General features: G+C 64.0%; 10 protein-coding genes. 8 read left to right on the top strand and 2 right to left on the bottom strand.

What is annotated here, in order from left to right:
• Positions 1-6 precede the first annotated feature (6 nt).
• From KK488_RS15460 to KK488_RS15435, 6 genes are all read left to right on the top strand, one after another.
• Complete coding sequence (locus tag KK488_RS15460) at positions 7-744, top strand: ABC transporter ATP-binding protein (protein WP_349356905.1); 738 nt, start codon at positions 7-9, stop codon at positions 742-744.
• Positions 741-3,116 carry an ABC transporter permease gene (locus KK488_RS21430; RefSeq protein WP_214624603.1) on the top strand — a complete coding sequence of 792 codons (2,376 nt, stop codon included), beginning with the start codon at positions 741-743 and terminating at the stop codon, positions 3,114-3,116. Before KK488_RS15460 ends, KK488_RS21430 begins: the two co-directional genes overlap by 4 nt.
• A 2-nt stretch (positions 3,117-3,118) precedes the next feature.
• The gene (locus KK488_RS15450; RefSeq protein WP_214624602.1) at positions 3,119-4,330 is read left to right on the top strand and encodes an efflux RND transporter periplasmic adaptor subunit; all 1,212 of its coding nucleotides are present in this window, start codon (positions 3,119-3,121) and stop codon (positions 4,328-4,330) included.
• Positions 4,331-4,563: 233 nt separating this feature from the next.
• Positions 4,564-6,441: a PAS domain-containing sensor histidine kinase gene (locus KK488_RS15445; protein ID WP_214624601.1), complete on the top strand. Its 1,878-nt coding sequence runs from the start codon at positions 4,564-4,566 to the stop codon at positions 6,439-6,441.
• On the top strand, positions 6,431-7,051 hold the full coding sequence (locus KK488_RS15440; protein WP_214624600.1) for a response regulator transcription factor: 621 nt from the start codon (positions 6,431-6,433) through the stop codon (positions 7,049-7,051). The genes KK488_RS15445 and KK488_RS15440 overlap by 11 nt, the downstream gene beginning before the upstream one ends.
• An 88-nt stretch (positions 7,052-7,139) precedes the next feature.
• Positions 7,140-7,544, top strand: coding sequence for a response regulator transcription factor (locus KK488_RS15435; RefSeq protein WP_214624599.1), 405 nt, complete (start codon positions 7,140-7,142; stop codon positions 7,542-7,544).
• A gap of 42 nt (positions 7,545-7,586) precedes the next feature.
• On the opposite strand, the gene KK488_RS15430 is transcribed toward KK488_RS15435, so the two are convergent.
• Both KK488_RS15430 and ppsA read right to left on the bottom strand, forming a co-directional pair.
• Complete coding sequence (locus KK488_RS15430) at positions 7,587-7,982, bottom strand: response regulator transcription factor FixJ (RefSeq protein WP_214624598.1); 396 nt, start codon at positions 7,980-7,982, stop codon at positions 7,587-7,589.
• A 128-nt stretch (positions 7,983-8,110) separates the two neighbouring features.
• Entirely contained in the window at positions 8,111-10,543 is a 2,433-nt protein-coding gene (gene ppsA, locus KK488_RS15425; RefSeq protein ID WP_214624597.1) for a phosphoenolpyruvate synthase, read from the bottom strand.
• A gap of 187 nt (positions 10,544-10,730) precedes the next feature.
• On the opposite strand from ppsA, the gene KK488_RS15420 reads away from it, so the two are divergent.
• Positions 10,731-11,078 (top strand): hypothetical protein, encoded by a 348-nt coding sequence (locus tag KK488_RS15420; RefSeq protein WP_214624596.1) that lies wholly within the window; start codon positions 10,731-10,733, stop codon positions 11,076-11,078.
• Between the two features lie 634 nt (positions 11,079-11,712).
• Entirely contained in the window at positions 11,713-14,880 is a 3,168-nt protein-coding gene (locus KK488_RS15415; protein ID WP_214624595.1) for a TonB-dependent receptor domain-containing protein, read from the top strand.
• The last annotated feature ends 8 nt before the right edge of the window (positions 14,881-14,888 follow it).

Raw genomic sequence — 14,888 nt, 5'->3', positions numbered from 1 at the left:
GCGTGCGTGTCCCGATTGGCATCTCAGGCGGACGGCGAGCCCGAGGCGATCTTTCGGGTCGACGGGCTGACCAAGGTCTATGGCGAGGGCGAAAGCGCCGTGCATGCGTTGCGCGGCGTCGACCTGGTGGCCCGCCAGGGAGCGATGATCGTCCTCCTCGGGCCTTCGGGCTCGGGCAAATCAACCTTGCTCAACATCCTGGGCGGGCTCGACCATGCGAGCGCGGGCCATGTCTGGTTTCATGGCAACGACGTCACCGCTTTCGGCGATGATGCGCTCACCGAATATCGCCGCCGCAGCGTGGGCTTCGTCTTCCAGTTCTACAATCTCGTGGCCTCGCTTACCGCGCGCGAAAATGTCTCGCTCATCACGGAGATTTCCGACAATCCGATGGACCCAGCCGAGGCGCTCGCGCTGGTCGGGCTCGAGGCGCGGCTTGACCATTTCCCCGCCCAGCTGTCGGGCGGCGAGCAGCAGCGTGTCGCGATCGCGCGTGCGATCGCGAAGCGTCCCGAGGTCCTGCTGTGTGACGAGCCGACCGGCGCGCTCGACAGTCAGACCGGAACCCGCGTTTTGGCGGCGCTCGATACGGTCAATCGCGAGTTCGGCACCACCACCTTCATCATCACGCACAATGCGGTGATCGCCGACATGGCCGACGAGGTGCTGCTGTTCGGGGACGGACGCATCACCGGGCAACGGCATAATCAAGTCCGCGCCGCGCCGCTGGGCCTCAGCTGGTGAGCTTTCTTCGCTCCACCCTGACGGTCAAGCTGATGCGCGATTTCTGGCGCCTGCGCAGCCAGGCCGTCGCGATCGCGCTGGTTATTGCCGCCGGTGTCGGCACGATGGTGATGGCGGTCGGTCTCATCGGCTCGATGAGCGCGACGCGTGACACCTATTATGATCAATATCGCTTCGCGGACATGTTCGCACCGCTGGTGCGGGCACCCGAGACCTTGATGGCGAAGATACGCATGCTGCCGGGCGTCGCCGCGGCGGATAGCCGGATTACGACGCGGGCGACGCTCGACCTGCCCCTGGTCATGGAGCCTGTCACCGCGCGCGTGCACTCGCTGCCGGCGGCGAGCCCCTCCGCGCTCAATCGCCTCGTGCTGCGCGCGGGGCGCTACCCCAATCCGCGGCATCCCGAGGAGGTCGTTGCCAACGAAGCTTTCGTGAGAGCCGCGGGTCTCCCCCTGGGCGCGCGCATGAAGGCCGTGCTTTATGGAAAACAGGTCGATTTGCGGCTGGTCGGAGCGGTCCTGTCGCCCGAATATGTCTATGCCCTCGCGCCGGGACAGATATTCCCCGACAATCGCCGCTCGGCCGTCCTCTGGATGGACCGCGAGCCGCTCGCGGCGGCGCTCAACCTCAACCAGGCATTCAACGACGTCGTGATCCGCCTGTCGCCCGGCGAGGGCGGGAAGGAAGTCGAGCGCCGTCTCGACATATTGCTTGCCCCTTATGGCGGGGCAGGCGCCTATCCGCGCGCGCAACAAATTTCGGATCGGTTCGTGACCAACGAGATCGATCAGTTGACCACGATGGCGACGCTGATGCCGCCGATCTTCCTGTTGGTTGCGGCATTCCTGCTGAACATCGTGCTTTCCCGGCTCGTCGATACGGAACGCGAAGTGATCGGCCTCCTGAAGGCCTTCGGCTTTCCCGTGCGCGCGATCATGCTCCATTATATCGTACTGGCCATATTGCTGTCGCTGGGCGGGCTCGCGCTCGGCATCGCGCTCGGCGCCTGGCTCGGCCGCGGGATGGCCGGCATTTATCAGAACTTCTTCACCTTCCCCTTCCTGCGGTTCCGGATCGATGCGACCGCCTATCTCGTCGCGCTCGCCGCGACCCTGGTGCCGGTGATGTTGGGCGCAGCAACGGCGGTCTGGCGCGCGGCGCGGCTGGCGCCCGCCGATGCGATGCGGCCCGAAGCGCCAGCCGACTATTCCGGCGTCGCGGTAACGAGGCTGGCGGCAGCGCTCGGGCCTGACGAGCCAAGCCGGATCATCATTCGGGGTCTGCTTCGTCGGCCCATACGTTCGGTTCTCGCCATCCTGGGACTGGCGGCGGCAACGATGCTCTATGTTGCGTCGATGAGCCCGAACGGCAGCATGGACCGGATGATCGACCTGGGCTTCTCGCGTGCCGACCGGTCCGATCTCGCCGTCGCCTTTGCCGAACCACGCGATGCGCACGCCTTCCATGAGCTCGAGCGCATCCCCGGCATCCTCAACGTTCAACCCTTCCGGACCGTGGGCGCGCGCATACGATCGCGCCATCATGAGGTTCGCGACGGCCTTGTCGGTGTCGAGCAGCGCGGGGATCTTTCGCGCGTGGTCGACATCGAGGGGCGGACCTCCGAGGCGCCGCCCGTGGGCGTCATGTTGTCAGGCCGCACCGCGCGGATCCTGGATGTGGGTGTCGGCGATCTGGTCGAGGCGCTTGTCACGGAAGGTGAGCGGCCCGCGCTCCGCATGCGCGTGACGGCTATTCTCGACAGCCCCTTTGGCGGAGCAGCGACGCTCGACCGGGCGATCCTGAACCAAGCCATGCGAGAAGGTGACGTTCTTTCCGGCGCGTACCTGCAGGTTGACAAGGCCGCGCTGCCCCAAGTCTATGCGCGGCTCAAGGCAAGCCCGATGATCGCGGGCGTCACCGCGCGGGAGGCGACCCTCCGGACGATCGGCGAAACGATCGAAGAAAATTTCTCCATCCAGACCTATTTCTATACGGGTCTGGCGATGCTCGTCGTGGTGGGGGTCATCTATAACAGCGCGCGCATCAGCCTCTCGGAGCGCGCAAGGGACCTGGCCTCGCTGCGCGTCCTGGGGTTTCGCCGGGGCGAGGTCGCCTTCATCCTGCTTGGCGAGCAGGCCGTGCTGGTGCTGGTGTCCTTGCCGTTCGGAATATGGGCCGGCATCGAGCTGTGGCGCTTCCTGATCGGGCAGTTCAACACGGAGCTCTTCACGATCCCGTTCTTCGTCGATCCGCGTGTGCCCGCGCAAGGGGTTCTCGTCGTCGCCATCGCGGCGGCCGCGACCGCTTTCCTCGTCCGTCGCCGAGTCGACAGGCTCGATCTCGTCCGCGCACTCAAAACCAGGGAATGATCATGGGAAGGACCTTCATTACCGGCCCTAGAATCGTCGTCGCGCTGATCGTCATCGTCGTGGCGATCGCTATCGTTTTCGCGACCCGTACGCCGGCCATCGAAGTGGAGGAGGGGATCGTGGCGCGCGGTCCAATGACGGTGACGGTTGACGACCTCGCCGAAACGCGCGTCCGCGATCTCTATACTGTCTCGGCGCCCATCGCCGGCGCTCTGCGCCGCGTGCCGTTGAAGCCCGGCGACAAGGTGGTCGCCGGAAAGACGCTGCTCGCCACCATCCAGCCGGCGGAACCTGCCGCGCTGGACGCGCGGACACTGGCCCAGGTCAAGGCGGACATCCGATTGTTCGATGCGCAGACGGCGGCGGCGCGCGCACAGGTAAGGGATTCACAGGCGGCGCTCAAGCTGACCGAACGTCAGCTGGCACGCACGGCGGCGTTGCGCGAGAGCGGGTATGTCGCCCAGGCCAGGCTGGACGAGGCGGAAGCAGCACGGGACAGGGCTCGGGCGTCCGTGCAAGCGGCTCGGGAAGCCGAGCATGCCGCAAGCGAGAGTGCAAACGCAGCGCGCGCCGGACTCATTTCTCCCGGAACGGGGGCTCCGGCGGGCGCGCCGGTCGCTGTTCACTCTCCCGTTTCAGGCTATGTGCTGACCGTTCCGCAGGAGAGCGAACGGACCGTCCTGGCAGGGACACCGCTGGTGACAGTTGGAGATCCCGAGAGGCTCGAGATGGTCACGGACCTTCTGTCGGCGGATGCGGTGCGGGTCAGGCCAGGCGCCGCGGTCTCGATCGAGGATTGGGGCGGCGATCGGGCGCTCAAAGGCTATGTCCGCCTGATTGAGCCTTATGGTTTTCTCAAAGTGTCGGCGCTGGGCGTCGAGGAGCAACGGGTCAATGTGATCATCGGCTTCGTGCAACCGCGCGAGGCATGGGCGCGGCTGGGGCATGGGTTCCGCGCGACCGTGCGGATCGCGATTTGGTCTTCGCCCGACGTTGCGCTGGTGCCGCTCGGCGCGCTGTTTCGCAACGGAGCGGAATGGAATGTGTTTCGGGTCGTGGCAGGCAGGGCGGAGCCGGTGACCGTTCGCGTCGGCCGCATCAATAACGAGATGGCGCAGGTACTCGGCGGACTCGCTCCTGGCGACCGCGTGATCCTGCATCCCGGCGACAAGGTCGGGAAGGACGTCAAGGTCCGCGTAGCCGCAAACCACTGATGCTCCAGCCTTCCCGACGGAAATTCCCGTCCTCAAAGCTCGCTGGGGCTTTTCCGCGACGCGAAAATATGTCACGTCCGTGCCGGGGTTAGGTCGATGTCACTACAACGCCGCGCGACCAATCGCGTCTGGTCAATTCTATACATGACTGAGCGCTGCAAGCGCCGGGCCAGTGTGTGCCTTCGCGACCGGGAGCCGGTTAGGGCGGGAGCATCGGGTTCGAGACCTAACTGATGCTTCGCGCAACAGACCGTGTGCGGCAACGACCGATATTGGCCTACGCCGCAGCCATCTTGCCGGTCCTTGTCGCTGGGCTAGCTTCGCTGTCTCTTCGTGCCGGGGGCATTGAGCATAGTCCGTACGTCCTGCTCATCCTCGCAATTCTGGTCGTGGCCGCGCTCGGCATCGCCGGGGCGGCGGCAGGCGCAGCCTTCCTTGCGGTCCTTGTCGGAACCTTGTTCGCTCTCCTGGATCCGGCCGCAAGGCCGACGCCGCTGGACGCGTCGTTCCTGCTTCTGGCGGCGGCTGCGATTGCCCTTTTGGACATTCGGTATGCGTTTCTCGGGCGCCGCCGCGCCGCGCTGGACCGGAGGCGCCAGCGCCAGTTTTCGGACCTGGCGGACGAACTAGGTCTCCTGATCGACGGCGCCCATGGCTACGCCATCTACATGCTCGATCCCGAAGGGCGGGTCACGATCTGGAATCGGGGAGCGGAGCGTCTCAAGGGCTGGACCGAACGGGAGGTCATCGGTCAGGATTGCGCGATCTTCTATCCTGCCGACGCCGCGAAGGCCGGCAAGCCCGCCGCCGACCTGCAGCGGGCGCGTGAGCAAGGCAAATATGAGGAAGATGACTGGCGCCTGAGGAAGGACGGATCGGAATTCCTGGCGCATGTGTCGATCACGGCGCTGCGCGACGAGCAAGGCGCGCTGCGCGGATTTGGCAAGGTGGTCCGCGATGCAACGGGCGAACGGGCCGCCGAGAATGCGCACAGGGCCAGCGCAAGCCATCTGCGCTCCATCCTCTCGACGGTCCCGGACGCAATGATCGTGATCGATGAGCAAGGCATCATCCTCTCGTTCAGTGCGGCGGCGGAGCGGCTGTTCGGCTATTCCGAGGCCGAGGTTCGGGGATCGAACGTCAGCATGCTCATGCCATCGCCTGACCGCGAACGTCATGACGCCTATCTGGAGCGTTATCTGGCGACCGGTGAGCGCAGGATCATCGGCATCGGCCGTGTCGTGATCGGCGCGCGCCGGGACGGATCGACCTTTCCCATGGAACTGGCGGTCGGTGAGGCGATCGGCGAGACCCAACGCGTCTTCACCGGCTTCATTCGCGATCTGACCGAACGGCAGGAGACGCAGGAGCGTCTCGATGAGTTGCAATCCAAGTTGATCCATATTGCGCGCGTCAGCGCGATGGGGACGATGGCCTCGACCCTGGCGCATGAACTGAACCAGCCGATCACGGCCGTCGCCAATTATGTCGAGGGTGTGCGCGATCTTCTTGCCCAGGGAGATCCCGACGATTTGCCGATGATACAGGAAGCCCTGAACGACGCGGTCGGCGAGGCGCTGCGTGCCGGCCAGATCGTCCGGCGACTGCGCGACTTCGTTGCGCGCGGAGAGGTCGAAAAGACCGTCGAGGACCTTCCTTCCCTGATCGGCGAAGCGGCCGCGCTCGGCCTTCTCGGCGCGCGGGAAAAGGGCGTCGACGTGCACTTCAGTCTCGACCCGGCGGCGTCGCGGGTGCTGCTCGACAAAGTCCAGATCCAGCAGGTGTTGATCAACCTCCTGCGCAATGCCGTGGAGGCGATGGCCGGCTCCTCCGAGCGCCAGCTATGGATCTCGTCCCACCGCGAAAAAACGGGGTTCATTCGGGTGACGGTGGCGGATACCGGACCGGGCGTGTCGCCGGAACTTGCTGAGCAATTATTCACCGCCTTCGTCAGCACCAAGAATGACGGGATGGGTCTGGGATTGTCGATCTGCCGCACGATTGTCGAGGCGAATGGCGGCCGCATCTGGCTGGAGCCGCGCCCGGGTGGCGGATCGCAATTCCATTTCACGTTGGTCGAAGCCGAGCAGGAGAGTGTCAATGACCGATAGGCGCATGATCCACATCGTGGACGACGAGGAGTCGATCCGGCGCTCGGCGAGCTTCATGCTCAAGACATCCGGCTTCTCGGTCACGACCCATGTCTCGGGCGTCGCCTTTCTGCGCGAGGTGAAACATGCGGAGCCCGGCTGCATCCTCCTCGACGTGCGCATGCCGGAAATGGACGGCCTCGAGGTTCAGCAGGCGTTGCTCGAGCGCGGTGTGGCGATGCCGGTAATTATCCTGACCGGGCACGGCGACGTCTCGATCGCCGTGCGCGCGATGAAGGCGGGCGCCGTCGAGTTTCTTGAAAAACCGTTCGAGAAGGCTGTTCTTCTCGACGCGATCGAGGCCGCCTTCGAGCGGCTTGAGGACAGCGACAAGCGGGCTGCGCGGGCAGCGGATGCGGCTGTGATGATCGCTGCCCTGACCGGCCGGGAGCAGGACGTCCTCAAGGGACTGGCCGAGGGGCTGCCGAACAAGACGATCGCCTATGATCTTGGCATATCACCCCGCACAGTCGAGGTGCATCGCGCGAACCTGATGACCAAATTGGGGGTGCGCAGCCTGTCCGACGCACTGCGCATCGCCTTTGCCGCAAATCTGGGGGAAAGTCCCTGATGGGGTGTCTACGTAGCGACATATGGTGATGGACCTGCCAAGTCTCGCACACGGTCCACACAATGCGATGGCCCAATGCGAGAAAAACATGAACAGCGATATCGGGAATGTCTCAGAGCGTCCCATCATCCTTCTCGTCGAGGACGAGCCCAGCGTCCGGCGGTCCCTGCAGTTGCTCCTCCACGCCAAGGGCTATGACATACGCTCCTATGCATCGAGCGCCGCGCTGATTGGCGATCCGCTCGCCGGAGAGGCCGTCTGCCTCATTACTGACTATCGCATGCCCGAGATCGACGGGCTGGCGGTCTTGCGGGCTCTGCGGGCACAGGGCTGGCACAAGCCCGCCATCCTGATCACAGCCTATCATTCGCCGGAACTCGTCCAGCAGGCGACAGGCGAAGGCTTCAGCGATGTTCTCGAAAAACCGCTTCGCGAGCATATGCTTGCCGACGCTATCGCGCGCGCTACGGCTCCGGTGCCTCCGGCGCTATAGGACAATCCGCCGAAGAGACGGCAGAGCGCAGGTACCTGTTCGTCAGCCGACCGCCACGAGGCTGTCGACCATGCCGAGCAGAACATGGTGAGCAAACGGCTGCTGCAGGACGTGGGCATAACCCGCCGCGTTCGCCTCGGCCTTGAGGTCATCGCTTCTCTCCGCCGCGAGGAGAATTGCCGGTCGGCGCCACAGTCGGGCGCGCAGATCGAGAAGCAGGGCGATGCCGTCCATGTGCGGTCGCCGATGCTCGGCGATGAGGCAGGAACCCTCGCTTATCCCCGGATCGCGCGAAACGGCACCTTCCAGCGCATAGGCTTTGACCTGATAACCGCTGGCCGCGAGGACAAGGTGCAGCGTCCGCCGCGCGACCGCGTCGCTATGCGCAAGGAGAATATGGGTGGGAATGCGCCGGGCCTGTGTCGATATCTCTGTCACGCATACCTGCAAAAAGTGGATCACCGATCTGGGATCTCAGACTATCAAGCCGGGGCCTCCGGTGAACTAAGGGATTTCCCTTAGATAACTCGCGGGTCGGGGCGGTTGCGAGTGGCCGGGACAGATCGCTACCAGACGTGACCGAGCGCAGCGGCTTCACTCTGGGCGTCCGGTTGGTCGACGGGCGCGCTCTCGGCCGCGGCGATATGAGCTATCGTGCGCACGAAGCTATCGGGATTGAGCGAGATCGAGTCGATACCCTCGTCCACGAGGAAGGCCGCGAAGTCGGGATAGTTGCTTGGCGCCTGGCCGCAAATGCCGATCTTGATGCCCGCTGCATGCGCCTTGTGGATCGCTTCGGCGACCATGTGCCGGACCGCGTCATTCCGTTCGTCGAACAAAGCCGCTAGCAGATCGGAATCCCGGTCGACGCCGAGCACCAGCTGGGTGAGGTCGTTCGAACCGATGGAAAAGCCGTCGAAACGCGTTGCGAAAGCGTCGGCCAGGATCACGTTCGAAGGTATTTCGCACATCATGTAGACTTGGAGGCCATTTTCGCCCCGGCGAAGGCCGTTGTCCGCCATGACCGCCAGCACGCGGTCGGCCTCCTCGGGCGTCCGGCAGAATGGCACCATCACGATCACGTTGCTGAAGCCGAGCGTATCGCGAACCCGTTTGAGAGCCCGGCACTCGAGCGCGAAGCCCTCACGGTAGCGCTCATCATAATAACGCGAGGCGCCGCGAAAGCCGAGCATCGGATTTTCTTCTTGCGGCTCGAATGCCCGCCCGCCGAGCAGATGGGCATATTCGTTGGTCTTGAAATCGCTCAACCTCACGATCGCGGGATGCGGGTAATAAGGCGCCGCCAGCTTCGCGATTCCGCGCGAGAGAATGTCGACGAAGTAATCGGCCGGACTGGCGTGGCCGCGCGTGAGCTCCCCGATCAGCCGGTTCTCTTCCGCGCTGACCCGCTCGGGATGCAAGAGGGCCATTGGGTGGGCCTTGATCAGCGTATTGATGATGAACTCCATGCGCGCGAGTCCAACGCCCCTGGCCGGCAGGCGCCACCACTGGAACGCGGCGGAGGGTTCCGCGATGTTGACCATGACATCGGTTCGGGTCTCGGGAAGGGCGCCCAAGTCGATCTCTTCGCGATCGAATGCGATCAGGCCGTCATAGACGCTGCCGATATCACCCTCCGCGCAGCTCAGCGTGATCGGCTGATCGGTCTTCAGGACTCTCGTCGCGTCGCCTGTCCCGACGACTGCCGGAACACCGAGTTCGCGGCTGACAATGGCCGCGTGGCTCGTGGCGCCGCCATGATCCGTGATGATGCCGGCGGCTCGCTTCATGATCGGAACCCAATCCGGGTCCGTCGTCCCCGTCACGAGGATCGCACCATCGCGAAACTTGCCGATGTCGGCAGCGGAATGGATGATGCACGCCTGACCGGATGCGATTGCGCTGCCGATGGCGGCGCCGGTCGTAAGCGGGGTGCCGGCTTTTCCCGTGAGCCGATAGCGCAGCATCCTGGACTGGCTGAGACCGGCCTGCACGGTCTCGGGACGCGCCTGGACCAGGTAAAGGCGACCTGATTCCCCGTCCTTGGCCCATTCCATGTCCATGGGGCGGCCATAATGCGCCTCGACGATGACGGCCCATCGGGCAAGCTCGAGGATATCGTCATCGGAAAGAACGAAGGCCTCCCGTTCCGCAGGGACCGTCTCCATCAGCCGCGTGCGCTCGCTGCCACCTTCGGCGTAGCACATCTTGATCGCCTTCTGGCCGAGGCTCTTCTCGATGATCGGGCGCGCGCCGGCCGTCTGAAGCAGCGGCTTGAATACCAGATATTTGTCGGGATCCACGCTGCCCTGCACGACCGTCTCGCCGAGTCCCCACGCCGCGCTGATCACCGCAACCCGGGGAAAGCCGGTCTCGGTGTCGATCGAGAACATGACTCCCGAGCCGGCCAGATCGGACCGCACCATCTGCTGGATGCCGATCGACAGGGCGACGTCGAAATGACCATATCCCTTGACCTGGCGATAGCTGATCGCGCGATCGGTGAAGAGAGAGGCGAAGCAGCGCCGGCACGCGTCGAGGAGCGCCCGGTGGCCCGTGACGTTGAGGAATGTTTCCTGCTGCCCCGCAAAGCTGGCGCCAGGCAGGTCCTCGGCGGTTGCGCTGCTGCGCACCGCCACGGCGAGGTTGGGCGTGCCCGCCCGGATCTTGAGCTCATCATAGGCCGCCACAAGCGCATCGGCGACGGCCGGAGGAATCTCGCCCTCCAGAAACAGAGTTCGAATGGCCTGGCCGACCTGTTGAAGCGTCGCCTCACCTCGCTCGTAGGAAGCGAGGTGCGCTCGCATCGACGCCTCGATGCCATTGGCCGCGACGAAGACCCGGTAAGCGTCGGCGGTCGCGGCAAAGCCCGCGGGCACACGCACGCCCTGCGCGGACAATGTCCGCACCATCTCGCCGAGCGAGGCATTTTTGCCGCCGACGGACGCGACATCGCCAATGCCGATCTTGTCGAACCAAATGACCCAATTATCGCTCATCATTGCCATCCGTCACGGAATTTGCGGCAAGGATGGTCGGGGTGGGATAGCTTGTCTTTCGGGGAAGATACGTAGGCAGGGCGTACGACTATCTCGCGACGTGCCGCATCGGCCGCCGTCCGGAAATCTACGGATGGGCTTAACGGTCTCAGGCGCTCATTTTCCCTGCGAACCACGGAGGAACATGATGCGTAGGATCCTGATTGCCCTGACCCTGGCTGCGCTCGGCGCATGCAACAGCACTGACAAGGGTGGCGGCGCGGCGAACAACGCTGCCGTCGAGACGGATGCGGCCGGCAACGCGAGAAATTATGTGGCCGAGGTGACTGCCCTTCCCCAGGACAGGAGAAACGCCGTCTTCTTCCGTGCAATCCGCGACGCCGGCTTGTCCTGCCAGGAGGTTCGTCAAGCGGAGCAGATCGAAGCGGTCAAAAACACTGTAACCTGGCGGGCGACGTGCGAGGACGGCATTTCGCATCTCGTCCAGATGAAGCCCGATGGCAATGCCATCGTGATCAGCCCCGTTTCGAAATAGCGAGACCTCATCCGGGAGGCGATCGGACGCGGCTGGTGGCCTGTCGTCCGATCGCCCCTCTGTGGGCGCAGTGGCGCGGTCAAACCGGAGTTTCGCTGGTCGGCGAGCCCTCATCCGGACCCTAGAGCGATCGATCACGCTCGTTGCCGATCTTCTGGATCGCAAATCGTTCGACCGGATTACCGTCCCGTCATTCTGGTCGGCCGGGAATAAAATCTCCCGTAAAGCTTAGCCTTCTTTGGCCAGGGCGACCGGTCGATTTTTGCCGCATCGGCAGATCGTAGCGACGCCGAATTCCGCACCTGCGCGATGAACCGAAGGCTGTGCCGGTCTGTTTCCGCGTTCAAATCGCGTTGCAATCATTCGAGTTTGAATTAAAAATTCTCCCAACTTCGACCGATACGAGTCGGGGATCGTTTTTGGGGGGGATAACCGACCCTGTCGTTGCAGGTTCGAGCTGCCGGCGTGAGGTCGTACCGGCATTGCGTCTTACCCTTCCCGATAATGAATTTGGAAACCGCGTCCGTCACGAAACGGGCGCGGTATTGGAAGGGAGAGATGGATGCACAGGAACTCTTGTTCGTTGGGCGCACGTGGCGCTTGGCTGGTAACCAGCGCTTTTTGGGTGTCGGCTTTGGCCAGCGCCCCGGCTCTCGCGCAGAATGAAAGCGCTGCGGCCGCAGATGAAGCCGCAACCGCTACCGACAGCGAAATCATCGTGACCGGCTCGCGCATTTCGCGCCGCGATTATTCTTCGGACTCCCCGATTGCCACCGTCAGTTCTGAGACGCTGCAAAATACCTCGGCCGTCTCGATCGATCAGCAACTCAACAAGATGCCCCAATTCGTGGCGGGCGCAAACGAGCGGACCAGCGCCACGGACGTGCAGCCGAATCCGACCTCCAGCCCCGGCATCGCCACTGCCAACCTGCGCGGCCTCGGCCCCAACCGGACCCTGGTGTTGCTCGATGGCCGGCGCACGCAGCCGGCCAATGCCAGCCTCGCGGTCGACCTCAACACGATTCCGAAAGCGGCGCTCGACGGGGTCGAGATCATCACGGGCGGCGCGGGGGCCACTTATGGTGCCGATGCAGTCGCGGGCGTGGTCAATTTCAAGCTCAAGCGCCACTTCACCGGCGTGGCCATCGACAGCCAGGCCGGCGTGACGTCGCGGGGCGACGGGCAGCAATATGATGCCTCGATCCTGGTGGGTTCGGATTTCGCCGATGATCGCGGAAACGCCATGCTCGGCATCGGCTGGTCAAAGCGCGACCCGGTCTCGGCGATCGACCGCTCGTTCTTCAGCGACGCCTTCTCGGACCCTGACAGCGCGACGGTCGCCTCATTCCCGTTCTTCTACGGCTATCAGCCGGCCAATGCCGCCAACTACTCCACCAACCTGCCACATCTCGTCAACTCACCCACGCAGGCGGCCATCGACGCCGCCTTCGCCGGGGTTCCGGGCTATGTTCCCGGTGACGTGACCGCCGCCGGTTCGACCTACCTGTTTTTCAATCCGTCGCAGACGCTGGCCGGCACCACATTGTTCACCAACATTCACGGTCTGAAGAGCGGCATTTTTGCGCCGGGTTACAAGGGCAGCGTTTCCTATCCGCTGACGCGCACGAAGAACAACCGCAATGCTGCGGGGGCTATCACGTCCAGGGATCTCTATCCGAACGGCACCGAGGCCTATATCGCGCTGCCGCTGACCCGCTATTCGATGTTCGGCAACGCTTATTATGACGTCACTCCCGACATCACCGTCTATGTCCAGGGCAACTTCAACCAGACCAACACCAAGACCCGTGGCGCGCAGCCTTCCGCCGCCTACCTGCAGTGGGGCGTCAGCGTGCCCTATGACTCGGCGACCTGTGGCGCGGCCTCCGGCCATCCGGTGCCCGGGACATTGTGCAACGTGCTCAACAGCCGGCCGTTCAAGGACGATCCGTGGCAGCTCGCCCAGCCGCTCGACTTTCTCGGTTCGATCACGACCGACAACACGGTCTATACCTATGAAGTGCTGACCGGTCTGCGTGGCCGGCTGGGGCTGGGCGACTGGACGTTCGATGCCTTCGCATCGCATGGCAGGACCAGCCAGGAAGTGCTTCAGGGCGGCGTGGCCGACCAGGCGCGCTATCAGGCGCTGATCAATTCCCCCAACTTCGGCGCCGGTCAGATCTTCCAGAATTTCCGCTTGGGCACCGACGCGAAGTGCACCAGCGGGCTCAATCCGTTCACGCAGGGTCAGGTGTCGCAGGACTGCATCGACATCATATCCGCCAATCTGAAGACGACCAGCTCACTCACCCAGAATCAGGCTGAAGCCGATTTCCAGGGCACGTTGCTGGATCTGCCGGCCGGGCCGGTCAAGCTGGCGCTGGGCGCCGACTATCGCGAGAACCGATATGTCTATCGTCCCGATGACGGGATCAACGGCAACAATATCGTTTCCTCGACGGTCGGCCTGTTCGATACCAAGCCGGTCGACGGCAAGGTTTCCGTTTCGGAGTTCTATGCCGAAATTCTGGTTCCGGTCCTCAAGGATCTGCCCTTCGTCAAGTCGCTCGATCTCGACGCGGGCTACCGCCACTCCAACTACAACACCGCGGGCGGCGTCAGCACCTGGAAGGTGACCGGCAACTGGAAGGTCAACGACATCGCCACCCTGCGCGGCGGCTATCAGCGCGCCAGCCGGGCGCCGAACGTGGCCGAGCTGTTCCAGCCGGGCATCTTCTCGACCGTGACCTGGACCGAATATGATCCCTGCTCGAACACCCACACCGGCGGGTACGGCAACACGGCCAGCAACCCCAACCGGCAGAAGGTGATCGACCTGTGCAATGCCTTGCCGGGAATGCCGGGTCCGGTGGTCAACACGGCCTTCACCGGCAACTTCACCTTCAACTTCGGCCTCGGCCGCGACCAGACGCTGGGCAACCCGGATCTGAAGCCGGAGGAGGCCTCGACGATCACCGGCGGTCTGGTGTTGCAGACGCCCGGAATGACGCCGGTCGGACGCTTCCAGCTCACGGTCGACTATTACAATATCAAGATCGCCGGCGCGATCGCCCCGGCGACGACGCAGTTCGTCTATCAGCAGTGCTTCAATGCCGATGGCGCCTCCAACCCGAGCTACGATCCGAAGAACGCCTTCTGTCAGTTGATCCTGCGCCGTGCCCCGGACGGCGGATGGGCATCGACCACGGCGAAGTTCCTGAACTTCGGCAAGATCGCCACGGCGGGCTGGGACGTCACCCTGAACTGGGCCATCCCGGCGCCCGCAATGGGCGGCGAGCAGGGCGCGTTCAACGCCAGCGTGAACTTCAACTATCTCGACAAATATGAAGTGCAGGGCACGCCGAATGCGCCGGTGTACGACTATGCCAACAGCTCGTCGCCGACCAGCACCACCGGCCTGCAGAATCCGCCGTTCGGCTCGCAGTTCCGCTGGAAGACATTCTCGACATTCGGCTGGGACTTCGGCCCCGGCTCCTTGTCGCTGAACTGGCGTCACACCCCCAAGACCCGCAATGTCGCCAGGGTGACCCAGCCGACCGCGACGCAGAGCGACACCGCAGCCTATGACCTGTTCGGCCTGGCCGGGCGTGTCAGCATCCAGCGCAAGTTCGAAGTCCGCTTCGGCATCGACAATCTGTTCGACCGGCAGCCCCCACGTGTCGGCGTCAACGAAACGACCCCGGTGGTCGGCAGCTACGCCTCGGCGAGCGGTGTCACCGATTCCGGTGCTTATGACGTGGTCGGCCGGTCATTCTACCTGGGCGTCAAGGTCAACTACTAAGATGGGGA

The organism is Sphingobium nicotianae, assembly GCF_018603885.1.
Lineage (GTDB): Bacteria > Pseudomonadota > Alphaproteobacteria > Sphingomonadales > Sphingomonadaceae > Sphingobium > Sphingobium nicotianae.
Note: the sequence above shows the minus strand (reverse complement) of the source record. Positions and strands in the feature narration are given on the sequence as shown.

What these genes read in the sequence shown, in the direction of transcription:
- KK488_RS15450 (WP_214624602.1), top strand. Translation starts at nt 3,119, where the DNA reads ATGGGAAGGACCTTCATTACCGGCCCTAGAATCGTCGTCGCGCTGATC.
- KK488_RS15445 (WP_214624601.1), top strand. Translation starts at nt 4,564, where the DNA reads ATGCTTCGCGCAACAGACCGTGTGCGGCAACGACCGATATTGGCCTAC.
- KK488_RS15440 (WP_214624600.1), top strand. Translation starts at nt 6,431, where the DNA reads ATGACCGATAGGCGCATGATCCACATCGTGGACGACGAGGAGTCGATC.
- KK488_RS15435 (WP_214624599.1), top strand. Translation starts at nt 7,140, where the DNA reads ATGAACAGCGATATCGGGAATGTCTCAGAGCGTCCCATCATCCTTCTC.
- ppsA (WP_214624597.1), bottom strand. Translation starts at nt 10,543, where the DNA reads ATGAGCGATAATTGGGTCATTTGGTTCGACAAGATCGGCATTGGCGAT.
- KK488_RS15420 (WP_214624596.1), top strand. Translation starts at nt 10,731, where the DNA reads ATGCGTAGGATCCTGATTGCCCTGACCCTGGCTGCGCTCGGCGCATGC.